The organism is Streptomyces sp. ActVer, assembly GCF_027270795.1.
In the GTDB taxonomy this organism is placed as follows: domain Bacteria; phylum Actinomycetota; class Actinomycetes; order Streptomycetales; family Streptomycetaceae; genus Streptomyces; species Streptomyces umbrinus_A.
Genome location: NZ_JAPWHT010000134.1, coordinates 1 through 22,914, shown reverse-complemented (window position 1 = coordinate 22,914; position 22,914 = coordinate 1). Strand labels below are relative to the sequence as shown.

The window sequence follows — 22,914 nt, the reverse complement described above, 5'->3', positions numbered from 1 at the left end:
CCCCTGAAGGGGCGCGGGCCCAGCCCGGCGTCTGTCCTTAGGGGCGCGGGGAACTGCGCGACCAGCCCCCACTCAGCCGCAGCCGAGAACGAACGAGGGGCGCGGGAGCCAAAGGCATCCCGCGCCCCAGAACACGCCCCGCTCAGGCGTGCGGCCGTGCCAGCAGCGCGCGCACACCCTGTGAGCTGAGCGTCAGCCCATGCGGAGCACTCGCGTCGATGCTCAGCGAGACATCACTGGTGGGCCACTGCGCGGCAAGCGCACCGAGCGGCACCAGGCGGTAGCGCGAAACCGACGGCAGCAGCTCGGCCATCCGCACCTCCGAGGTGAACACCGGAACCAGCGGGTCCCCGCCCGGCTGCTCGATCACGGGCAGGGCGACGACGGAGGGATCACCGGCCGCCTCGTCATCGGCGTCGTCCGGCACCGGGACCAGCACGTCACTGCCGGCCAGGGTGTCCAGGGCATCGCCGTCCTCGGCGTTCTCGGCCAGCACGGTAAGCGCTCGCTCGGCCTCCGCCGTGACGTTGTCGTTCGAGGAAATCTCCATGGCACATCCCGACGTAGTAACGAAAACAGGCCGCCCGGACCAGGTTCCGACCCGGGCGCGGCTGGTCGCGTACCCGTCGCGGGATGTGCCATGCGTATCTCACCCGGACGTCACCGAACGCTCACGGAATCAGCGGGATGTCGTGCGAGGGCAGCCCGAGCCGGTCGCAGCCGACGCGCCGCGCGAGCGGCTCGGCCATGCTCGGCCCGATGTGCGACCAGTACGTGGCGGCGTCCCGGAAGTAGCGCTGCATCCGCGCGCCGTCACGGGCGTGGCGAGAACCCGCCGTGCGGAAGAGGATGCTCTGCGTGACGTCCCAAGCCATGCGGCCGGCGGTGAGAAAGACCAGTGCGAGCCGGTTGTCGTCGGCGATGGTGAAGGGCGCCTCCCCGGAGACGTTGCGGCGGCAGGTCTCCATGTAGTCCTCGGCATTGCGCTGGAGGGCCGCCTCGGCGGTGTGGATCGCACCGAGTGCCTCGCCCAGGTGGCGCTGGTAGTCGTGGAGCTCGGCCCGCGTGCGGTCGGGTTCCAGGATCAGCGGCCTCTCGGCGACGATCCGGGCGTACTCGTCGGCGGCCGCGTACGCGGTGCCGACCATGATGGCGGCCAGTTCCCCGTGGTAGAAGCTGGGGGCGCGGCCCGCGTACAGCGCGTTGCCGTGCAGCTTCGATCCGGGTGTGCCGCCCTCCACCGGCAGGTCGAGCAGGCTCGCCTCCCGGGTGAAGTACTCGGGGATACGGGCCTGCTCCATGCGGATGCTGTTGGAGCCGCTGCCGCGCAGCCCGAGGACGCCGTGCCAGTCGTCGAGCAGCGTCCACACGGGGCGCGGCGCGACGAACAGCACCAGCGGTCCGGGCGGGTCACCCGGTTTCTCCGGGGCTCGCAGGGTCTGGCCGACGTAGTGGGTGGAGTACGGCGATCCGGAGGCGTACGGCCAGGTTCCGTCGAGGACGACATGCCCGTCGCCGTCCGGGCGGGCCACGCCGACCGGCATGACGGTGGACGCGGCGCGGAACTCGCCGTCGTCTCCGAAGATCTCGTCCTGTGCCCGCTCCTCGAACTGCGCCGCGATCTGGAGCACATGGGCGGCGGTCAGGGAGAGCGCCCAGCCCGTGGAGGGGCAGCCTCGGGCGATCTCGGTGACCACGCGGTAGAAGGTCTGCAGGCCGAACTCGTATCCGCCGTAGCGGCGCGGCTGCAGGATCCGGTAGAAGCCCGCCCGCAGAAAGTCGTCGTGCGTGTCCTTCGGATAGCGGGTCAACCGCTCGGTCTCCGGCTGGCGTTCGAGCAGTGCGGGCCGCAGGGCGACGGCTCGGTCGATCAGTTCGCGTTCGGTCAGTCCGGGCTCGGGAGCGGCGATCACGGTGCCTCCTGACGTGTGGGGCCGTCCGTTCGTGACGCGGTACACGTGATTGAACACGCCACGGGCCGCTGCTGTACCCACCGGATAGCGCCAAGTAGTTCCGTACGGGAGTGCTCCGGTGGCGCGCAGAGCGATGGCACGGCATCCGGCGCCCAGGGTGAAAACGAACCAGTAGTGGTGACCGTCGCCCACGCGTCGAACCGGGTGCGCGCCTAGCGTGGAGCCATGCCGATGCAACCCTGGTTTCCCGATGCCAAGCTGGGCATCTTCATCCACTACGGCATCTACGCCGTGGGCGGCGCCGCCGAGTCCTGGTCGTTCTACACGGGCGAGATGACGCACGAGCAGTACATGAATCAGCTCGACGGCTTCACCGCGTCGCACTACGACCCGGACGCCTGGGCGGAGTTGTTCGCCCGGGTGGGCGCGCGGTACGCGGTGCTCACCGCCCGGCACCACGACGGTGTCGCCCTCTGGGACACCGACCACCGCAATCTCGACGTGGTGCGGGACACTCCGGCGGGGCGCGACCTGGTCACCGGCTTCGTCGACGCGCTGCGCGCCCGGGACCTCAAGGTCGGCCTCTACTACTCGCACTCCGACTGGAACCACCCGGACTACGCGAGTCAGCGGCACCCCGGGCCGATCATCGTGCCGCCCAACGAGTACTCGCACGCCGATCCCGGGAAGGAGGACCCGGCGGCCTGGGCGCGTTATCTCGCCTACCGCGACGGCCAGGTCGGCGAACTCGTCGAGCGCTTCCGGCCCGACGTCCTCTGGTTCGACGGGGAGTGGGAGCGCACCGAGGAGCAGTGGCGGATGGGCGAGTTCGCCGAGCTGATCCTCTCCGGCAACCCGGACACCATCCTCAACGGCCGCATGCTCAGCTACGGCGACTACGCGACGCCGGAGCAGGGCACCCCGCTGCGGGCCCCGGAGGGCCCGTGGGAACTGTGCCTCACGATCAACGACTCGTGGAGCTTCCGGCCACAGGACCGCGACTTCAAGTCGGTGCGCCAGTTGGTGCGGTACTTCACCGAGACGATCGGCATGGGCGGCAATCTGCTGCTGGGCGCCGGGCCCCGCGAGGACGGGACGATCCCCGAGGAGCAGGTCGAACGTCTGGAGGGCCTCGGCGCGTGGATCGCGCGGCACTCCGACGCCGTGTACGGCACGGTCGCCGGACTGCCCGCCGGGCACCACTACGGCCCCAGCACCCTGTCCGCCGACCGGCGCACCTTGTACCTGGTGTGCTTCGATGCTCCCCGCGAATCCGTCTCGATCCGCGGTCTGCGCAACCCGGTCCTGCGGGCCACGGTCCTCGGCACGGGCGCGGAACTGGGCCACCACGTCACCGGCGGCCTCGACACCGTTCCCGGTGTGACGTGGATCGACGCGCCCACGGCCGCCGATCTGGACGACCAGGCGACGGTGATCGCCGTCGAACTCGAAGGGGAGCTGGACCTCTACACGGGAGCGGGGCGCCTCTGACGACGGCCTTTCCGGAAGGGGCGCGTCAGGCGAGGGACAGGAAGAGCTTCTCCAGGCGTGCCCGCATCTGGTCGCGGTCCAGATCCCGCTCGCCGCCCTCGTCGGTCATGCAGTGCTGGAGCCCGGTCGCGATGATCGCGAACCCGGCGCGGTCCAACGCCCTTGAGGCCGCTGCCAGTTGGGTGACCACCTCTTCGCAGGACCGCCCCTGTTCGATCATGTTGATCACGCCCGCGATCTGCCCCTGGGCCCGCTTGAGCCGGTTGATCACGGACTTCAGCTCGTCGGCCGCCATCTGCAGTTCCATGTGGAGCGCTCCCTCGATATATACCCCACCCGGTATGGTACGGCTCGCCTGATGGGGCCTGGGGTGCCGTGTGGGGCCTGCGTTGCTCGGGTGCTCACGCGACGGGTGCTCAGGCGCTCACGAGGCCGATGCTCAGGTGCTCACGCGACCCGGGCGAGCACCTCGGCCACGGTGACGACCCGGATCAGCGGCCGGTACAGGTCCATGATCTGCAGGGCCTTGGTGTGCGAGGCGTCGTCCGCTCCCGCGCAGGCGTCGGCCGCCACCCACACCTCCACTCCGGCGTCGGCGGCGGCCAGCGCGGTGGAGAGCACACAGCAGTCCGTACTGACTCCGGCGAGCACCAGAAAGCCCTCGGGACCGACCCGCTCGGCCAGTTCCGGGGTCCATTTGCCGAAGGTCGGAGCGTCCACCAAGTGCCGGGCGTGGGGCGCGAGTTCATCGACCAGGCCCCAGAGCCGGTCCTCCGGCGGCCGCAGCGCGAAGGGCCACTGTTCGTAGTATGCCCGCCAGGCGCCGGCGGGCTTCTCGGGGGCCAGGAACCGGGTGAAGGTGACGCGTCCCGCGAAGGCCGGCAGCAGGCGGCGTACCCCGTCCACGGCCTCGTCGAAGCGGGGCGCGGCCCAGGGGCTGTCCGGCTCGGCGAACACCCGCTGCATGTCGATGACGGCCAGCAGTCCTTGGGATCCCGGTCGGCTCATGCGCCCGGCACCTCCACGTCCAGCCGTCGGCTCGGGGGCGCCGCCTCCTGCGTACGGACCCTGCCGCGGCCGAGTGCGAGGGTGCCGAGGAAGCCGAGGGCGAGCGCGGCGAGTACGCCGAGGTTGGCGTAGGCCCAGGAGCCGTCCTTGCCGCCGAGGCCCAGCGGGCCGAGCAGATAGCCCTGCCACTCCAGCCAGCCTGCGGCCGTGTTGGTGACGAGGCCCCAGCCGATCGCCGTGGCGGCGAGGGTCAGCAGCAGCGGGAGCGGTTCGACGTCGCCGTAGCGGCCGCGGGTGCGGAACAGGTCCGCCTCGTCGTAGTCGCGGCGCCGCAGCGCGAGGTCGGCGAGCATCACACCGCACCAGGCGGCGACGGGCACACCGAGTGTGGTGAGGAAGCCGATGAACTGGCCCAGGAAGTCGTCCGTGAGGAAGACGATGTAGATCGAGCCCGCGATCATCAGGACGCCGTCCAGCAGGGCCGCCAGATAGCGCGGCACCCGCAGGCCCGCCGCGAGCAGGGCGAGGCCGGAGGAGTAGATGTCGAGGACCGCGCCGCCGACGAGACCGAGTACGGCCACGGCGGCGAAGGGGATCAGGAACCAGGTGGGCAGGATCGTGGTCAGCGCGCCGATCGGGTCGGCGGCGATGGCCGTGTTGAGCTCGGTGGACGAGCCGGCGAGCAGCAGGCCGAAGACCAGCAGGAGCAGGGGTGCCACCGAGGCGCCGAAGGTGGTCCAGCCGACCACGCCCCGGCCGGAGGAGTCCCGCGGCAGATAGCGCGAGTAGTCCGCGGCGGCGTTGACCCAGCCGAGGCCGAAGCCGGTCATCATGAAGACCAGCGCGCCGATGAACTCCTGCGCGGAACCGGACGGTACGGCACTGACGGCCGACCAGTGGATGTGGTCGGCGACGAGCCCGATATAGACGAGGGTCAGCACACCGGTGACGACCGTGATCACCGTCTGCAGCCGCATGATCAGGTCGAAGCCCATCACTCCGCCGATCACGACGAGCGCCCCGACGACGATCAGGGCGACCACCTTGGTGCCGGTGCCGCCGCCCCAGCCGAGCCGGTCGAGAACCGTCGCGGTGGCCATAGTCGCCAGGGCCGTGAGCACGGTCTCCCAGCCGACGGTGAGCATCCAGGAGACGACCGAGGGCAGCCGGTTGCCCCGGACGCCGTAGGCCGCCCTGCTGAGCACCATCGTCGGCGCGGAGCCGCGCTTTCCCGCCACCGCGACGAACCCGCAGAGCAGGAACGAGAAGACGATCCCGATCACCCCGGCGGCCAGCGCCTGCCAGAACGAGATCCCGAACCCGAGCGCGAAGGACCCGTAACTCAGGCCGAGGATCGACACGTTGGCGCCGAACCAGGGCCAGAACAGAGTCCGGGGCGTGCCCTTGCGCTCGGCATCACCGATCACATCGAGGCCATGCACCTCCACCTGGAGCTGCCGAGTGCCTGCTCCTCTGCCGGAGGGGTCCGTCATCTTCGACCTGCCTGTCTGGGGTCGGGAGTTTCGGAGCGGCTACAGGCCCCACGCCCCAAAGGGGCGCGGGGCTGTATCGATATGCGGCTCCGCCGCGTGGGCGCGACCAGCCACGACGGACCCGCAGACAACGCACCGGGCCCAGCAGAGCGATCAGGCCAGCGTGGCCAGCGCCGCGTTGAGCGTCGCGGACGGCCGCATCACAGCCGCGGCCTTGGCCGGGTCGGGCTGGTAGTAGCCACCGATGTCGGCAGGCGAACCCTGCACCGCGATGAGCTCGTCGACGATCGTCTGCTCCTGCGCGGTCAGCGTCTCGGCGAGCGGGGCGAACGCCTTGGCGAGCGCCGCGTCGTCGGTCTGCCTGGCCAGCTCCTGCGCCCAGTAGAGGGCGAGGTAGAAGTGGCTGCCGCGGTTGTCGATGCCACCGAGGCGACGGCTCGGCGACTTGTCGTTCTCCAGGAACGTGGCGGTCGCGCGGTCGAGCGTGTCCGCGAGGACCTGGGCACGCGCGTTGTCCGTGGTCTGCGCGAGGTGCTCGAAGCTGGAGGCCAGCGCGAGGAACTCGCCCAGACTGTCCCAGCGCAGGTAGTTCTCCTTGACGAGCTGCTGCACGTGCTTCGGCGCGGAGCCGCCGGCGCCCGTCTCGAAGAGGCCGCCGCCGTTCATCAGCGGGACGACCGAGAGCATCTTGGCGCTGGTGCCCAGCTCCAGGATCGGGAACAGGTCGGTCAGGTAGTCGCGCAGGACGTTGCCGGTGACCGAGATGGTGTTCTCGCCGCGGCGGATGCGCTCCACGGAGAGCTTGGTCGCCTCGACCGGGGCCAGGATGCGGATGTCCAGGCCCTCGGAGTCGTGCTCGGGCAGGTACTGCTTCACCTTCTCGATGAGCACGGCGTCGTGGGCGCGGCTCTCGTCCAGCCAGAACACGGCCGGGTCGCCGGTCGCGCGGGCGCGGGTGACGGCGAGCTTGACCCAGTCCTTGATCGGGTCGTCCTTGGTCTGGCAGGCGCGGAAGATGTCGCCGGCCGAGACCGTCTGCTCGATGACGACGTTCCCGGCCTGGTCGACGAGGCGGACCGTGCCGGTGGTCGGGATCTCGAAGGTCTTGTCGTGGCTGCCGTACTCCTCGGCCTTCTGCGCCATCAGACCGACGTTCGGGACCGAGCCCATCGTCGACGGGTCGTAGGCGCCGTTGGCGCGGCAGTCGTCGATGACGACCTGGTAGACGCCGGAGTAGCTGCTGTCCGGGAGGACCGCGAGGGTGTCGGCCTCTCCGCCGTCCGGGCCCCACATGTGGCCGGAGGTGCGGATCATCGCCGGCATGGAGGCGTCGACGATGACGTCGGACGGGACGTGCAGGTTGGTGATGCCCTTGTCTGAGTCGACCATGGCGAGCGCGGGGCCGTCGGCGAGCTCGGCGTCGAAGGACGCCTTGATCTCGTCGCCCTCGGGCAGGGACTCCAGGCCCTTGTAGATGCCGCCCAGACCGTCGTTCGGGGTCAGACCGGCGGCGGCGAGCGTCTCGCCGTACTTCGCGAACGTCTTCGGGAAGAAGGCGCGCACCACTTGCCCGAAGACGATCGGGTCGGAGACCTTCATCATCGTGGCCTTGAGGTGCACGGAGAACAGCACGTCCTCGGCCTTGGCGCGGGCGATCTGCGCCGTCAGGAACTCGCGCAGCGCGGCGACGTGCATGACGGACGCGTCGACGACCTCGCCCGCGAGGACGGGTACGGACTCGCGCAGGACCGTGGTGGAGCCGTCGTCGCCCACCAGCTCGATGCGCAGGGAGCCGGCCTCCGCGATCACCGCGGACTTCTCGGTGGAACGGAAGTCGTCGACACCCATGGTCGCGACGTTGGTCTTCGACTCGGAGGTCCAGGCACCCATGCGGTGCGGGTGGGCCTTCGCGTAGTTCTTGACCGACGCGGGCGCGCGGCGGTCGGAGTTGCCCTCGCGCAGCACCGGGTTCACGGCGCTGCCCTTGACCTTGTCGTAACGGGCGCGGATGTCGCGCTCCTCGTCGGTCTTCGGGTCGTCCGGGTAGGCGGGCAGCGCGTAGCCCTGCGCCTGCAGCTCCACGACCGCGGCCTTCAGCTGCGGGATCGACGCCGAGACGTTCGGCAGCTTGATGATGTTGGCCTCGGGCGTCTTGGCCTGGTCACCGAGCTCGGAGAGGGCGTCGGGGATGCGCTGGCCCTCCTCCAGGAACTCGGGGAAGAGGGCGATGATCCGTCCGGCCAGCGAGATGTCACGGGTTTCCACAGTGACACCGGCCTGCGACGCGTACGCCTGGACCACCGGCAAGAACGAATAGGTCGCCAGGGCCGGGGCCTCGTCAGTGTGCGTATAGATGATGGTCGAGTCAGTCACCGGGTGCTCCGCTCCACGTCTGCAACATTGCTCGACATCAAGATATCTCCTGATCGGACCTGACCGGACAGGAGGCCGCACAAGTACGTCACAGTCCGGCCGGAGGCCGTCCGCGGCGGGCTCAGAGCGCGGCGGGCGCGACGTGGAGGAGCAGGCCGGCGATCCGGTGCTGTTCCCAGGTCCGGGCGAATTCGGGCGCCTGCCCCTTCGGTGTCGTGAGGGCGGCGACCGGCAGCCGCTCGGCGGCCCCGACGATGTCCGCCGGGGTGGTGTTGGCGTTGTGCCCCTGCGTCTGGACGGAGCGGCAGCCCGCGTAGAAGGCGATCGGGATGGCGAGGTGCCCGGTCAGCAGACACGGCGGCCGTACGCCGAGTCGGTGCAGCTCGGCCGCCGTGCGCGCCCAGTCGCGGTGTGAGGCGGTGGTGCGGTCCACCGTGCGGGTCAGCACCGTGTACTGGACCGCCAGATGCCCGGCGAGACCGAGCGCCACCAGGACTGCGGCCACCGGTCGCCGTTTGCGGATCGACGCGGTGACGAGGTGGATGAGCGCGTCGGCGACCGGGATGACCAGCAGCGCGTAGTAGGGGAGCAGGAAGCGCGGCGCGGCGTATCCGATCATGAACAGGTACGGGATGCCCGCCGTCGTGGCGCAGGCCAGGGGCAGGAGAGAGCCTGCGGTACGCCGGGCCCTGACCGCGACCGCGAGTCCGACGGCGGCGAGCAGCGGCAGGACGAACCACCACAGGATCATCGGTGTGGCCGGAATCGATCCGTCACACGGGCGGCACAGGCTGCGTCCGCCCAGGGTGCGCAGCTGGTCCAGGACGGCGATGTTCCAGCCGAGGCCGCCCTGGATCCCGGAGGCGTCGGCGAGCCGCTCGCTCAGGCCGCCGAAACCGACGTACGCCTCGACGACCCACTGCGCCGCCCCGGTCGCCAGCCCCACGGCAAGCGCTGCCAACAAGCGTGGTCGTCGCCAGCGAGGAAGGGACACCAGCACGGCGAACAACGGAAGCGTGACCCAGACGGCGTCGGTGGGCCGCATCCACGCCATCAGGGCCGCGCTCGCGCCGACGCCCCACAGAGCCGCCCGGTCGTCGAGGTCGGCCTGAGCGCGCAGGAAGTAGCCGACACCTGCCAGGGCACCGATGGCGACCCAGTAGTTGGGCATGGCCTGCGGGCCGTAGAACACGGTCACCCACAGCGTGGCGAACAGGGCACCGCCGGCGCCGAGCACCCGTGCGGGGAAGAGTCCGCGCCAGGCGCGCAGCGCCAGGAAGAGGCCGAGCCCGGACAGCAGGGCCAGATAGACCCGCAGCAGTTCCGTGGACGAGGACCACGAGGCGATCGGCGCGACCAGTAACGAGACACCGCGGGCGCGCGGGGCGCTGAAGAACGCCGCCGGGGTGTGACCGCTGACCTGACTGACGTACACCGACTCGTCCCAGCCGAGGCCCATCCCGGGGCGTACGAGCGCCAGTTGGGCCAGCGTGAAGGCGGCCGCGACCGCTGCCGGCCAGGCCCTGCCTCCGGTGCGTGGACCGACGCGGGCGGCCCGCGTCGATCCGTGGCGCTCGGCCGGGACGAGCGTGTCGTTCAAGGTCTTGGCCATCGCCCACCCTTCGTCCCCGCGCGGGCGCGGGGCCTCTTCCGTCTCCGCCGAGGCAGGCAGGACGAAAGGTGTTATCCGGTGAAAACATGGCCAAATTAGCGCGTGATCTTCGAGGGCGCAGTGCGGCAGGAGGGAGACGTTCCGCTGTCCGGAGCAACGCCCCCGCCGAACCCCGGGCCCGCGGACCTGACGCACGAGAGCCGTGCGGCGCGCTCATCGGCTGCGCCGCACGGCTCACTGCATGGGTTGTCGGAGAGGTACCCTCCGTCGGCTCAGGTGACCGTCGCCGGTTCGCGGGGCGGGGTCCAGCGCAGATGGACGTTCTGGTCGGAGTCGTCGGCGCGCAGCAGCGAGAGACGGGGGCGCACGGCGTCCGTGCGCGAGGTGGGCGGCTTGCGGCTGCCCGCCCCGTACTGAACCGGCCACCGGGTCGCGGCGCCCCGGTACTCCTGCTCGGCCGCCGCGTGCAGCGTCCAGTGCGGGTCGTAGAGGTGGGTGCGGCCGAGCGCGCACAGGTCGGCGCGGCCCGCCAGGAGGATCGAGTTCACGTCGTCGTAGGAGGCGATCGCACCGACCGCGATGACCGCGGTGCCGGTCGCGGCGGTGACCTCGTGGCGGATCCGGTCCGCGAACGGGGTCTGGTACGAGCGGCCGTACGCGGGGTCCTCGTCCCTGGTGACCTGTCCCGAGGAGACGTCGATGGCGTCCGCGCCATGGGCGACGAAGGCGCGGGCGATGCCGACGGCGTCGTGCTCGGTGTTGCCGTCCGGCACCCAGTCGGTCGCGGAGATGCGCACGATCATCGGCCGCTCGGCCGGCCAGACGGCCCGGACCGCGTCGAAGACCTCCAGGGGGAACCGGAGCCGGTTCTGGAGCGAACCGCCGTACTCGTCGGTGCGGTGGTTGGCGACCGGTGAGAGGAACGACGACAGCAAGTAGCCGTGCGCACAGTGCAGTTCGAGCAGGTCGAAGCCCGCCTCCGCGCCCCGGCGGGCGGCCGCGACGAAGTCGGCGGTGATCCGGTCCCTGTCGGCGCGGGTGACCTCGCGCGGAACGGCCGACCCGGGGCCGTACGGCAGTGGCGACGGGCCGACGGTCTCCCAGTTGCCGTCCGGCAGCGGATCGTCCATGCCCTCCCACATCAGCCGTGTGGAGCCCTTGCGGCCCGAGTGGCCGAGCTGGAGGCCGATGCGGGCGGTGCTGCGGTCGTGGACGAAGGACACGATCCGCGCCCAGGAGTCACGCTGTTCCTCGGTCCACAGCCCCGTGCAGCCGGGGGTGATGCGGGCGTCGGGCGAGACACAGACCATCTCCGTCATCACCAGTCCGGCCCCGCCCATGGCCTTGGAGCCGAGGTGGACGAGATGGAAGTCGCCGGGCACGCCGTCGACCGCGGAGTACATGTCCATCGGGGAGACGATCACCCGGTTCTTCAGTTCCAGCTCCCCGAGCCGGAACGGCTGGAACATCGCAGGCGCGACCTCGTCGAGGCCCTGCGACTCGGCGAAGGCGGCGTCGACGCGGTCGGCGAACTCCTGGTCGCGGGTGCGGAGGTTGTCATAGGTGATGCGGCGCGAGCGTGTGAGCAGGTTGAAGCAGAACTGGGTCGGCTCCTGGTGGACGTACATGCCGATGTTCTCGAACCACTCCAGCGAGGCCTGCGCCGCCCGCTGCGTGGACTCGACGACGGGTCGCCGTTCCGCCTCGTACGCCGTCAACGCCCTCTCGATGTCCGGGTGTTCGTGGAGACAGGCGGCGAGGGCGAGCGAGTCCTCCATCGCCAGCTTGGTGCCCGAACCGATCGAGAAGTGCGCGGTGTGCGCGGCGTCACCGACGAGGACGAGGTTGCCGTGGTGCCAGCGCTCGTTGCGTACGGTGGTGAAGGCCAGCCACTTCGAGTTGTTGGCGAACACCTGGTGGCCCGCGAGCTCCTCGGCGAAGAGGTGGCGGACGCGCTCCACGGCCCGCTCGTCGGAGGCGCCCGGCGGGAACTCGGTCTCCTCGGTGTCGTCGAAGCCGGCCCGCCGCCAGACGTCCTCGTGCATCTCGACGATGAAGGTGGAGCCGGTCTCGGAGTAGGGGTAGCCGTGGACCTGCATGGTCCCCCACTCCGTCTGCCTGACGAAGAACTGGAAGGCCTCGAAGACCCGGTCGGTGCCGAGCCACATGTATCTGTTGTGCCGCCGGTCCAGCGAGGGGCGGAAGACGTCCGCGCGGGCGGCCCGGACCTGGGAGTTGAGGCCGTCGGCCCCCACCACCAGGTCGTACGAGGCGCTCAGGTCGTCCACCGGAGGGGCGAGCGCCGAGTAGTGCACGGAGACACCGAGTCTGCGGCAACGTTCCTGCAGCAGCCGGAGCAGGTCCTTGCGGCTCATCGCGGCGAAGCCCTGGCCGCCGATCGTGTGGCTGCGGCCCCGGTAGTGGATGTCGATGTCGGTCCAGCGGGCGAACCGCCGTGCCATGGCGTCGGCGAACTCCGGGTCGGCGTTCTCGATGCCGCCGAGCGTCTCGTCGGAGAAGACGACACCGAAGCCGAACGTGTCGTCGGGGGCGTTGCGTTCCCAGACGGTGATCTCATGGGCCGGGTCGAGCTGTTTCATGAGAGCAGCGAAGTAGAGGCCGCCTGGGCCACCGCCAACGATCGCGATCTTCACGGGAGTTCCTCTCACTGCTCGACGGCGGCCGTGGCGGCCTGCTCGTCCTCGACGATCCTGCGGAGTGCGAACCGCTGCAGCTTGCCGCTGGCGTTGCGGGGCAGCGCGTCACAGAACCGCACGTCACGCGGGTACTTGTAGGGAGCGATGACCTGTTTGACGTGGTCCTGGATCTCCCTGGCCTTGGCGGCATCGCCCGGCACGCCCTCGCGGAGCACGACGAACGCGCAGACGACGAAGCCGCGTTGGGAGTCGGGCTTGCCGACGACGGCGGACTCCAGCACATCGGGATGGGTGTCCACGGCGGCCTCGACCTCGGGCCCGCCGATGTTGTAGCCGGAGGAGACGATCATGCTGTCGCCGCGGGCGTGGTAGTGGAAGTAGCCGTCCTCGTCCCGGTGGAAGACGTCGCCGGTGACGTTCCAGCCGTCCACGGTGTAGTCCTTCTGGCGTTCGTCGTCGAGGTAGCGGCAGCCGACCGGGCCGATGACGCCGAGCCGCCCCGGCTCGCCGGGCCCGAGCTCCGAGCCGTCCGGGCCGAGGATCGTGGCGCGGTAGCCCGGCACCGGCTTCCCGGTGGCTCCGGGCCTGATGTCGTCACCGGCGGCGGAGAGGAAGATGTGCAGCAGCTCGGTGGCGCCGATCCCGTCGACGATCCGCAGTCCGAGCCGGTCCCTCAGCCGCTCCCAGACGGCCCGGGGTATGTGCTCACCGGCCGACACCCCGACGCGCAGCCCGGCGAGCCGCTGTTCCTGCCCCTCCCGCAGGATCGCCTGGTACGCAGTGGGGGCTGTCGCTAGCACGGTGACACCCAACTCGTCTACGTACTGGGCGAGTTGGAGCGGTGTGGCGGCCTCGGTCAGCAGGGCGCAGGCGCCGGCCCGCAGCGGGAAGACGACGAGCATGCCGAGGCCGAAGGTGAAGGCGAAGGGCGCGCTGCAGGCGACCAGGTCGTCGGGGAGCAGGCGCAGCACATGGCGGCCGAAGGTGTTGTCGATGGACAGGATGTCGCGGTGGAAGTGCATGGTGATCTTCGGGACGCCAGTGCTGCCGGACGTCGGCGCGAGGAGCGCCACGTCGTCGGCGGCGGTGTCAACGGTGGTGAACTCGCCGGATTTGGTACCGGCCCGCGCCACGAGGTCGTCAGGACCGTCGCCGCCGAACTCCACGACCGTCAGCGCCGAAGGACCGGCGTCCCGGACGGCGTGCACGTCCTCGGCGAACCGCTGGTCCACCAGCGCGACGGAGGGACTCGTGCGCTCGACGATCGGGGCGATCTCGCGGGCGCGCAGCGCGGCCATGACGGTGACGACCACTCCCCCGGCCTTGAGCACGCCGAGCCAACTCGCCACTGCCCAGGGGTTGTTGGGCGACCGCAGCAGGACCCGCTGCCCGGGGACCAGCCCCAGGTCCTCGGTCAGCACCTGGGCGGCCTGGTTGGCCCGGGTCCGCAGCTCACCGTAGGACCAGGTCTCCCCGGCCGGTGTGCGCAGCGCCGGACGGTCGGCTCCGAACGTCGATACGGGGATGTCGATGAGCTCGGCGGCGGCGTTGAGCCGCTCCGGGTACCGCAGCTCCGGAGTGCTGAACTCGATCGTCGGCAACAGATGCGCGGGAGGCAGGTGATCGCGCGTGAAGGTGTCCAGGTGCGCGGAGATCGCGGATATCGGGAGAGGCGACGGAGGAGTCAACGCGGGAGTCCTTCCGGGAGCCCACCGGTGGAGGCGGCGGGTCAGGTGGGGCGGATCATGCCCTCCTGGACCACGGTGGCCAGGTGACGGTGGTCGCGGGTGAAGAAGCGACCCGAGCCGAGACCGCGGCCCGCGTCGGCGGCGCCGGCCTCCTGGAGGTAGAGGAGCCAGTCGCCGACGGGTTCGGGTCGGTGGAACCACATGGCGTGGTCGAGGCTGGCGGTGACCAGCCCGGGTTTGGCCCAGGGCAGGTCGAGTACGCGCAGAACGGGTTCGAGGATCGTGTAGTCGCAGACGTACGCCAGCGCGGCCAGGTCCCGCTGGGCGTCGGTGAGCCCCTCGACGTGCCGGAGCGGGTCGAACGGCTTGAGCCACACGGCCTGTTGGGGGACCTGCTTGCCCTCGACGGTGAGGTAGACCGGGCCGGGCACGTGCCGCATGTCGAAGCCGCGGCCACCGGACCAGTAGGCCTTCGACTCCTCGGTCATGGAACCGCCGCTGAGGTCGGCGAGGTACGCCGCCGAGCCGGGCAGCTCCTCGGGGCCGGGCAAGTCCTCGGCGAGTTCCGGGAGTTCGGCCTCGAAGGTCTGACCGGGCTCCCCCGCGGCGAAGTTGGCCAGGCAGACGTAGAGGGTCTTGCCGTTCTGGTAGCCGCGTACCTGGCGAGTGCTGTAGCCGCGGCCGTCGCGCAGCACCTCCACCTCGTAGCGCACGCTCGCCCCGATGTCGGCCGGGCGCAGGAAGTAACTGTGCATGGAGTGCAGGGACTTGCCGTCGGTCACCGACCGCATGGCCGCGGCGGCGGCCTGGGCGACCAGGTCTCCGCCGTACGCCTTGGGCCACGGACAGGGCTGGGTGACGGCGGTGAAGGCGAGATCGAAGTGCTCGGGCTCGGCCGGTGTCAGCGCGACGGCCGCGGTGAAGATCTCCGAGGTGGGCGGGGTCCCGTTCGTCATCGGTCCAGCCAATCCCGCAGGTCGGCGTCCGCGATGTCGGGCAGGTTGACGACGATGTTCTCCGGTGTCCGGGTGGTCATCCACGTCAGCGGCTTGTTGCGCGAGAGGTTGCACTCGATGTGCGGCATGAACGGCGGCACGAAGACCCAGTCGCCCTCCTGCATGTCGACGTAGTCCTCGAACTTCTCGCCGAAGTAGATACGGGCCCGCCCCGACAGGACGTAGCCGCCCGTCTCCGCCTCGCCGTGGTGGTGGGTGACCGAGCGGTAGCCGGGTTCGTTGCTGACCTTGCCGAACCAGAGCCGCCGGGCCGGGGTGTGCTGGGCGCTGACGCCCGAGACCCGGACGGCCCCACCGGAGTCTGCGGTGTTCGCGCTCTCGGAACCGGCGCGGGTCACCACGGGTGCGACGAGCCCGCTGGGGAGCCGGTACATCGAGTTGTCGCCCTCAAGGCGGTACTTGCTGAGGTCGGGCTCCATGGAGGGGGCTCCGTTTCAGTCGTGACGGCTCGGACGACTTCGGTTCGAACGGCTTCGGTTCAAACGGCTTCGGTCACGTTTGCGCTATCTCGTTTTTTTCACGACCGTCATTTACTGTCAATACATGCCACTGTACGGATCGTCGGATCGGACCGCGACCGACCTCGAACCGGAGGCCGCATGAAGCACATCCCCGTGAACCCGGCTGCCCTGCCGACGCCCAGCGGCTACTCCCACGGAACCCTGGCGGGGAACACCCTGCATCTCGGCGGGCAGACCGCCCTCGACGCCGATATGAAGATCGTTCCTGGTGGCATCGTCGAGCAGTTCCGCCAGGCGTTCGGCAACGTCCTGACGACGCTCCGGGAGGCGGGCGGCCTGCCTGAGGACCTGGTCAGCGTGACGATCTACCTCACCGACATCCCCGACTACCAGGCCCAAGGCAAGGAGATCGGCAGGGTCTGGCGCGAACTCGCCGGGCCCGTGTACCCGGCGATGGCCGGCATCGGCTGCACCGCCCTGTGGCAGCCCGAAGCGATGATCGAGATCCTCGGCGTGGCCGTGATCCCGGAGGAACGGATCGTTCGACCGAGTCGGTGAACAGGGGCGGGTCGGCGAGCCCCACGACTGAGGCCTCGGTGGCCGCCCCTACGTCGGGGCGGCCACCGAGGCCTCAGGTCAGTCGCAGGACGCTCGGTCAGTTCCCGGGGGCGGCCTTCCGCAGGGCCGTGATGCACATGCCGACTGCCTGCTGGAGTTCCTCCAGACGCTGGAGCATGTCGTCCTCGTAGATGGTGTCGAGGTCGTCCACGTCGTCGAAGGTCAGCTCCTCGAAGACCTTCGTCGCCTTCTGCAGGCTGCTGTAGAACTTCGTCCGACGCTCCTGGAGGCGGAGTTCGGGGTTGGCCTGGACGGTCTGGGCGACGAGGTCCTTCACCGTGTCGTAGGCGTCGGTGGCCCACTCGCCGGTGTCCTCGTCCTCGTCGAGTTCGTCGATGAGGGACAGGTGGCGCTCGGCCTCGGCACGGAGTTCGGCGGGGGCGTCGATCGTCTGCCCGGCGGGGGTCTTGACCTGGCCGTTCTCGACGATCTGACGGACGTAACCGATCCGGCTCGCCGCCTGCGTCTCGGTGGCGACCGCCTTCTTCAGATCGTCGGTACGGGCGATGTCACGCGCCAGCTCGGTCTGCAGGGACGGGTCTTCCTTGAGCCGGTCCAGGAGCGCGGCGCGGGCCGCCTTGGCGGTGGAGGGGTCGGCCAGGATCGCGGCACGCAGCGCGGTGGGATTCTCCGCGACCTCCAGGGCCTTGGTCGGCCTGATGCCCTCGGCCTCGGCCGCCGCGGCGATCGCGGTGCCGCGGTCGGAGGCGGCGCTGGAACGGGAGATGTAGTACGAGTGCCACACGTCGGAGTCCGGCAGCTCCACGTCCTGGCCCGGGGCCAGCGCCTCGAAGTACGGGACGAGCCCGTCGTCGGCCGCCTTGTCCCACGCCTTGTAGTAGCGCATGACCCGCTCCGGCGAGCATCCGGCCAGTTCGGCGAACTCCTTCGCGGAGATCTTCGGCGTCTCCCCCGCGGCCTCCCCGCCGGGCCGCACACTGCGGGCGACCTTCAGCGCGAAAGCCCAGCCGCCGGCCCGGACGTACGCCCCGAAGTCACGGGCGTCCTGAGCCACCACGTCGATGGGAGAGCCCTGCGCCACCGCGTCGCTCGCGGTGGCCTGCGCCACGATGCCGTGCGTGGAGCCGCCCGGAGCCCCGTCGTCGGACGCTCCGGGCTCCTCCCAGAAGGCCTCGTCCGCGGGCGTTCCTTCTCCGGGTGTCTCGTCGGCGGACTGGACGGCCGATGCGGGCTGAGCGGTCTCCACGGTCACTGAGCGACTCTCCTGGGGAAGGTGATACGGGCTGCAACGGACAGAGCGTGCAGCCTATATGAGCCCGCTCATGATGCTTTGAACGCTCGCGTCGAACACTCGGGAGCGGTCGTACTCAGGAGTGGTCGTACTCACCGGAGTCGTCCTGCCGGACCACGCACAGGGCCCAGATGATGAACGCCGAGAAGGCGATCATCACGATCGACCAGACCGGGTAGTACGGCAGGGACAGGAAGTTGGCGATGATGATGAAGCCGGCGATGGCGATGCCGGCGACGCGCGCCCACAACGACGCCTGGAAGAGCCCGAGACTGACGAGCACGGCGACCGCGCCCAGGATGAGGTGGATCCAGCCCCAGCCGGTGAGGTCGTACGCGAAGACGTAGTCGCGTGTCGTGACGAAGACGTCGTCCTCGGCGATCCCCATGACGCCCCGGAAGATGTCCAGTACACCGGCGATCATGAGCATGACGGCTGCGAAGGCGGTCAGGCCGTGGGCCCACGGCCGCCTGGCCGCCTGCGGGTCGTGCGCTGCGGATGGTGCGCTGTGTGTGGCGGTCATCGTGCTGCCTCGATTCGGTCTCGTGGGGTGCCCTCGGCCGGTGCGGGTGCCGTCAGCCGCCGGAGGCGGAGCCGCCCGCTCGTTCCGACGGGCCGTGGCCGCTCAGGACCAGTTCCTTCGCCCTGCGGAACTCCTCGTCCGTGATGTCGCCGCGGCCGCGGATCTCGGAGAGCTTGGCGAGTTCGTCTGCACTGCTGGGCCTGCCGTCGCCGCCCTTGGCGGTCTCCCGGACGTAGCTCGCGAAGGCCTCCTGCTGTGCGCGTGCCTGCGCGGCCTCCCGACGGCCCATGTTCCTGCCGCGGGCGATCACGTAGACGAAGACGCCCACGAAGGGCAGGAGGATGACGAGCACCAGCCAGCCGGCCTTGGCCCAGCCGCTCATGTCGTCGTCACGGAAGATGTCGACGACGATCCGGAAGAGCAGAACGAACCACATGATCCACACGAAGAACACCAGCATGGACCAGAAGACGCTCAGCAGGGGATAGTCGTACGCGAGGTACGTCGACCCGCTCATCTCTTTCCTCCGTCCCGGGCATTCGCCCGCCGGCCGTTTGTCTGTCGTCTCCAGCCTGCGCATGACCACGGCCTGGCGGCCTCACCCGAGGCGGGTGAGGGGAGCCGGGCCGGGTGGGGCCTCAGGCGGTCCGGGCGGGGTCGTGCGACCCCGCGATACCGGCCCTGCGCAGTGCGGCGCGCCAGGCGAGAGCGAGGGCCACCTCGGCCACGCCGAGCAGGACGAGCCACAGTCCCAGCAGGCGGGTCAGTGCCCGGGCGGACTCGGAGGGCAGGGCCAGCACCACGATCCCCGCGACGATGCCGATCACCGCGATGCCGAGGACGAAGCCCCGGTGGGGCAGGTCCCGGGCGGCGAGGGCCGTGTAGAGGGTGAGGATGCCGGACACCACCCAGACGATCCCGACGATCAGTGAGAGCGCGGCGATGGTCTGCAGCGGGTTCCTGAGGCACAGCACCCCGCCGAGGACGTACAGCACGGCGAGGAGCAGTCCGGGCAGCCGTTCGCCGTGGTCTTCCCTGGCGAAGGTCCCGACGAACCGGAACGCCCCGGTCACGAGCAGATACAGGCCGATGAGGACCGCCACGACGTGCAGGGTCCCCTCCGGCCAGACCAGGATCAGGATGCCCGGCACGAGCGTGGCGATCGCGGAGCCCAGGACCCACGTCCAGGAGCGCCCGAGTTTCTCCAGCACCGCCGCCGGGTCGGCGGCGGGGACGGGGGCCGCCCCGTCGGACAGATGGGCCGGTCCGGCGCCCGGTGCCGGATCACGCGACACGGTCATGGCTCCTCCTCGCGCGATCGGGACGGTCGTTCCCGGGCCGCCGACGAGGCGGCACACGGGGATCGCGCCTTTCAGCGTGCCGCCCGTCGCAGGCCACCGGGTCACCCCCGGCGGGTGATCCGTGCGGGCCGCCGGAGCGATGAGGTGGGGCGGAGGACACGCGCCGACGTGCGGCGCGCGGGACGAAGAGACACGAGATGGATGATCGAGCGGCTGACCTGAGCGATCCCGCGGCCGCCCCTACCGAGTCAGCCCGGTCCGAGCAGGCGGCGTACCGGAAACGACCGGGTCCGGGGCGGCGGGAGACAGTCGTGTCCGTCGTACGAGCCGTGGGCATCGCGGCGGGTCTCGTCACCGCGTACTACCTGCTGCCCCTGGACGGGCGCGGCACGGCCCGCACCGCGACGCTGCTCACGTGCGGCCTGCTGGCGGTCGTCCTGGTCTTCCTCTGGGAGGTACGGGCCATCATGCGCTCGACCTTGCCCCGCCTGAAGGCCGTCGAGGCACTGGCCGTCACGCTGGCGCTGTATCTGGTGCTGTTCTCGTCCGTCTACTACCTGCTGGACCATTCCTCCCCGGGCTCCTTCAGCGAACCGCTGAACAGGACCGACGCGCTGTACTTCACCCTGACCACGTTCACCACCGTCGGGTTCGGCGACATCACGGCCCTGTCCCAGACAGGACGCGTGGTGACGATGCTCCAGATGCTCGGCGGACTGGTCCTCGTGGGCATCGCGGCCAAGGTGCTCGCGGGCGCGGTCCGGGCGGGCCTGCGACGGCAGGGCCGGGAGCCACCGCCGGAGTAGGACGCACGGAGGGCTCAGGGAGCGGGCTTCCGGCGGAGGTGTCACTCCGGCAGTTGGCGCATCTCCAGGACCCGCAGTCCCAGCGACCGGCAGCGGGCCAGCAGCCCGTACAGATGTGCCTCGTCGATAACGGAGCCGTACAGGACCGTCTGACCGGACATCAGCACGTGATCCAGCTCCGGGAAGGCACCCGTCAGCGTCTCCGACATGTGTCCGTCGACGCGGATCTCGTAGCGCATGAGCTGCCCTCCCGCGGGTGGCCTGGGACAGGCGGGCTGCGGCCTTACCCTGCGATCCTCCGCCTCGGCGGACCGCCCGGCCTCACCCCGTAGAGGTGATACGGCGGTCGGCACGCGCTTCACCTGCGTCGATGCTCCCCGCTCCCCGAGGCGGGGCTTCCCGCGCCAACGCCGTCAATGCGTCCATGCCGTCAATGGGTCAGGTAGATCTTGAACGCGATGATCAGCAGCCCGAGCAGCAGGTTCACCGAGGCGGTGGTGGCCACCAGGCGCCAGGAGGCGCCGGCCCGCCGTGCCGCGGCCGCCGACCAGCCCACATGGCCCGCCACGGCGACCGCGAGGGCCAGCCACAGGGAGCCCGACAGGTCGAGGCCCAGGAGAGGGCTGACGGCCAGGGCGACGGCAGGAGGGACGGCGGCCTTGACGATCGGCCACTCGTCACGGCACACCCGCAGCACGATCGCACGGTCCAGACTCAGTTCCGCCAGGCGCGCCCCGAACAGCTGGGCGTGCACATGCGCGATCCAGAACACCACACCGGTGAGCAACAGCAGCAACACGAGTTCCAGCCGTGGGAACTCGCCCAGCGAGCCGGCGCCGACGATCACCGAGGCGGCGAGCATGGATCCGTAGACGCCACCGGTGTAGTCGGCACGGGCCCCGGGCCCGGCGCTGCGCGCTCGGGCCGCGGCGTGCTCGGCCTCGGACATCGCGACCTCCCTGGTCCTTCGGAGTCGGCCGGCCGGAGCCGATCGGTCAGGCGGTCGAGCCGGTCGACCCGGTGGGCGCGCCGGCGTCGGGTTGCTTCGGACGGCCGGCCACTCGGGTCGGCAGATGCGGCGTGACCAGGAAGCTGGCGAGTGTGATTCCGCCGGTGGCGAGGATCGCCGCCTTCAGACCGTTGAGCTGCGCCGACGCGTACGAGTCACCGAGGGCGTCGACCTCGGACGGCGGCAGCCCGGCGCGTTCGGCGGCCGAGCGCACCTGGTCGGTGGGCACGAAGGTGATGCCCGCTTCGAGGGCGACACCGGTCTGCTGCCGAGTTTCCTCCGACAGCTGCGGGTTCTTCTCCACCTGCGTGGTGAAGGCATGGGCCAGGGCGCCGATGAGCAGTGATCCGATGAGGGCGGTGCCCAGCGCGGAGCCCAGGTTCTGTGCGGTGAACTGCAGACCCCCGGCCTCGCTGCGCTCCTCCTCGCCCACGCTGGACTGGACGACGTTGCCCAGCTGCGAGGCGAGCAGACCCATGCCCACTCCGAGCAGGGCCATGGCTCCGGCGAACTGCGCGTCGTCGATGACCGGGTCGATGGTGGCCAGCAGCCACACGATGGCGCCGGTCAGGGTCAGCAGGGCCAGCCGGACCACCCGGCGCGGTCCGGCCGCCCGACCGAGCCGGGCGGCGACCATGGAGGCCGCGAGCATGGTGATGGACACCGGGAGCAGCCGCAGACCTGTCTGGAAGGCGTCGAAGCCCTGCACCACCTGCAGATACAGCGGGATGGTGAAGAACAGTCCCAGCAGGATGAGGTTCTGGCTCACCAGAGTCATCAGGCCGGATCGCAGCGCGGGCTTGCGCAGCAGGGGCAGATGCACCAGGGGCTCGGCGCCTGTCGCCTCCCGCCGCTTCTCCCAGTGCACGAACGCGGCCAGCACGGCCACCCCGGCAGCGACGACGAACAGGGTCGGCGCGAAGCCGAAGACGGTGAAGGGCGGGTTGCGGGGCTGCACCCATCCCCAGGAGCCGCTCTGCAGCACCCCGAGGACGCCTAGCGCGAGCCCGGTCGCCGAGAGTGCGGCGCCGACCCCGTCCAGGCGGGGGCTCGGACCGGTCCTGGGTTCCTCCGTGATCGCCCGGTGGAAGCAGAGCACGATCAGGACGACCACGACCTCACCGGCGAACACCAGTCGCCAGGTGAGGTACGTCGTCACCCAGCCGCCCAGCAGCGGGCCGACCGCGATTCCGGCTCCGGCGAGTCCGCCGATCACGCCGTACGCCACGGCCCTGTCCCGCCCGCGGTACGCCTCGGCCACGAGGGCCGCCATGGCGGGCAGCACCAGCGCGGCGCCGAGTCCTTCGATGACCGACCAGCCCAGCGCGAGGACCCACAGGGTGGGGGCCACGGCGGTCAGGGCCGACCCCGTGGCGTAGACGACCAGCCCGAACAGGAACAGGCGACGGCGTCCGAAGATGTCCCCGAGCCGGCCGCCGATGATCATGAAAGCGGCCATGACCAGCGCGTACAGCGTGATGACGGCCTGGATCGCGGTGACCTCGGTGTCGAAGTCCTCCACCAGCTGACTGATGGACACGTTCATGACGGAGGTGTCCAGGACCATCAGGAACTGGGCCGTACCCAGGACCATCAGCGCCCGCCAGTGCCTCAAGGTGCCCACCTCGCCGAGTCGCCCCGGGGCCCGGCGGAGTCCACCGGGCAGCGGCGGGCCGATGCCCTGCCGCCACCC

Annotated in this window: 21 protein-coding genes; 3 read left to right on the top strand and 18 right to left on the bottom strand. The window is 70.5% G+C overall.

Annotated elements, in window-relative coordinates; genetic code table 11:
- Positions 1-142: 142 nt before the first annotated feature.
- A complete protein-coding gene (locus O3Q52_RS22545; RefSeq protein ID WP_269650579.1) occupies positions 143-550 on the bottom strand; it encodes an SseB family protein in 408 nt (135 codons plus the stop codon).
- Between the two features lie 121 nt (positions 551-671).
- Complete coding sequence (locus O3Q52_RS22540) at positions 672-1,913, bottom strand: acyl-CoA dehydrogenase family protein (RefSeq protein ID WP_269650578.1); 1,242 nt, start codon at positions 1,911-1,913, stop codon at positions 672-674.
- 225 nt (positions 1,914-2,138) lie between these two features.
- Between O3Q52_RS22540 and O3Q52_RS22535 the strand changes: the two genes are divergently transcribed.
- The gene (locus O3Q52_RS22535) at positions 2,139-3,404 is read left to right on the top strand and encodes an alpha-L-fucosidase (protein ID WP_269650577.1); all 1,266 of its coding nucleotides are present in this window, start codon (positions 2,139-2,141) and stop codon (positions 3,402-3,404) included.
- Between the two features lie 25 nt (positions 3,405-3,429).
- Here the strand turns inward: O3Q52_RS22535 and O3Q52_RS22530 are convergent, their stop codons facing one another.
- The 9 genes from O3Q52_RS22530 to O3Q52_RS22490 form a co-directional block, all read right to left on the bottom strand.
- Positions 3,430-3,711 (bottom strand): metal-sensitive transcriptional regulator, encoded by a 282-nt coding sequence (locus tag O3Q52_RS22530; RefSeq protein ID WP_269650576.1) that lies wholly within the window; start codon positions 3,709-3,711, stop codon positions 3,430-3,432.
- Between the two features lie 140 nt (positions 3,712-3,851).
- Positions 3,852-4,412: a cysteine hydrolase family protein gene (locus O3Q52_RS22525; RefSeq protein WP_269650575.1), complete on the bottom strand. Its 561-nt coding sequence runs from the start codon at positions 4,410-4,412 to the stop codon at positions 3,852-3,854.
- Positions 4,409-5,905, bottom strand: a complete 1,497-nt coding sequence (locus O3Q52_RS22520) for a cytosine permease (protein ID WP_269650574.1) — start codon at positions 5,903-5,905, stop codon at positions 4,409-4,411. The genes O3Q52_RS22525 and O3Q52_RS22520 overlap by 4 nt, the downstream gene beginning before the upstream one ends.
- A gap of 153 nt (positions 5,906-6,058) precedes the next feature.
- Complete coding sequence (locus tag O3Q52_RS22515; protein WP_269650573.1) at positions 6,059-8,278, bottom strand: NADP-dependent isocitrate dehydrogenase; 2,220 nt, start codon at positions 8,276-8,278, stop codon at positions 6,059-6,061.
- A 121-nt stretch (positions 8,279-8,399) separates the two neighbouring features.
- The gene (locus O3Q52_RS22510; RefSeq protein ID WP_269650582.1) at positions 8,400-9,737 is read right to left on the bottom strand and encodes a hypothetical protein; all 1,338 of its coding nucleotides are present in this window, start codon (positions 9,735-9,737) and stop codon (positions 8,400-8,402) included.
- 425 nt (positions 9,738-10,162) lie between these two features.
- Complete coding sequence (locus tag O3Q52_RS22505; protein WP_269650572.1) at positions 10,163-12,544, bottom strand: bifunctional salicylyl-CoA 5-hydroxylase/oxidoreductase; 2,382 nt, start codon at positions 12,542-12,544, stop codon at positions 10,163-10,165.
- A gap of 11 nt (positions 12,545-12,555) precedes the next feature.
- Positions 12,556-14,235: an AMP-binding protein gene (locus tag O3Q52_RS22500; protein WP_269650571.1), complete on the bottom strand. Its 1,680-nt coding sequence runs from the start codon at positions 14,233-14,235 to the stop codon at positions 12,556-12,558.
- A 41-nt stretch (positions 14,236-14,276) separates the two neighbouring features.
- A complete protein-coding gene (locus O3Q52_RS22495; protein ID WP_269650570.1) occupies positions 14,277-15,191 on the bottom strand; it encodes an acyl-CoA thioesterase II in 915 nt (304 codons plus the stop codon).
- Complete coding sequence (locus O3Q52_RS22490) at positions 15,188-15,670, bottom strand: cupin domain-containing protein (protein WP_269650569.1); 483 nt, start codon at positions 15,668-15,670, stop codon at positions 15,188-15,190. The genes O3Q52_RS22495 and O3Q52_RS22490 overlap by 4 nt, the downstream gene beginning before the upstream one ends.
- A 180-nt stretch (positions 15,671-15,850) precedes the next feature.
- Here O3Q52_RS22490 and O3Q52_RS22485 point away from each other — a divergent pair, with 180 nt between their 5' ends.
- Positions 15,851-16,270, top strand: a complete 420-nt coding sequence (locus O3Q52_RS22485; protein ID WP_269650568.1) for a RidA family protein — start codon at positions 15,851-15,853, stop codon at positions 16,268-16,270.
- Positions 16,271-16,367: 97 nt separating this feature from the next.
- Here O3Q52_RS22485 and O3Q52_RS22480 read toward each other — a convergent pair whose 3' ends face one another.
- From O3Q52_RS22480 to O3Q52_RS22465, 4 genes are all read right to left on the bottom strand, one after another.
- Positions 16,368-17,543, bottom strand: a complete 1,176-nt coding sequence (locus O3Q52_RS22480) for a hypothetical protein (RefSeq protein WP_269650567.1) — start codon at positions 17,541-17,543, stop codon at positions 16,368-16,370.
- A gap of 115 nt (positions 17,544-17,658) precedes the next feature.
- Positions 17,659-18,105: a hypothetical protein gene (locus tag O3Q52_RS22475; protein WP_269650566.1), complete on the bottom strand. Its 447-nt coding sequence runs from the start codon at positions 18,103-18,105 to the stop codon at positions 17,659-17,661.
- A 52-nt stretch (positions 18,106-18,157) separates the two neighbouring features.
- The gene (locus O3Q52_RS22470; protein WP_269650565.1) at positions 18,158-18,622 is read right to left on the bottom strand and encodes an SHOCT domain-containing protein; all 465 of its coding nucleotides are present in this window, start codon (positions 18,620-18,622) and stop codon (positions 18,158-18,160) included.
- A 121-nt stretch (positions 18,623-18,743) separates the two neighbouring features.
- Positions 18,744-19,406, bottom strand: coding sequence for an HdeD family acid-resistance protein (locus tag O3Q52_RS22465; protein ID WP_269650564.1), 663 nt, complete (start codon positions 19,404-19,406; stop codon positions 18,744-18,746).
- Between the two features lie 311 nt (positions 19,407-19,717).
- Between O3Q52_RS22465 and O3Q52_RS22460 the strand changes: the two genes are divergently transcribed.
- Complete coding sequence (locus O3Q52_RS22460; RefSeq protein ID WP_332112931.1) at positions 19,718-20,212, top strand: potassium channel family protein; 495 nt, start codon at positions 19,718-19,720, stop codon at positions 20,210-20,212.
- 41 nt (positions 20,213-20,253) lie between these two features.
- On the opposite strand, the gene O3Q52_RS22455 is transcribed toward O3Q52_RS22460, so the two are convergent.
- From O3Q52_RS22455 to O3Q52_RS22445, 3 genes are all read right to left on the bottom strand, one after another.
- The gene (locus tag O3Q52_RS22455; protein ID WP_269650563.1) at positions 20,254-20,451 is read right to left on the bottom strand and encodes a hypothetical protein; all 198 of its coding nucleotides are present in this window, start codon (positions 20,449-20,451) and stop codon (positions 20,254-20,256) included.
- Positions 20,452-20,642: 191 nt separating this feature from the next.
- Complete coding sequence (locus tag O3Q52_RS22450; protein ID WP_269650562.1) at positions 20,643-21,161, bottom strand: hypothetical protein; 519 nt, start codon at positions 21,159-21,161, stop codon at positions 20,643-20,645.
- 46 nt (positions 21,162-21,207) lie between these two features.
- Complete coding sequence (locus O3Q52_RS22445) at positions 21,208-22,836, bottom strand: MFS transporter (protein WP_269650580.1); 1,629 nt, start codon at positions 22,834-22,836, stop codon at positions 21,208-21,210.
- Positions 22,837-22,914: the final 78 nt, after the last annotated feature.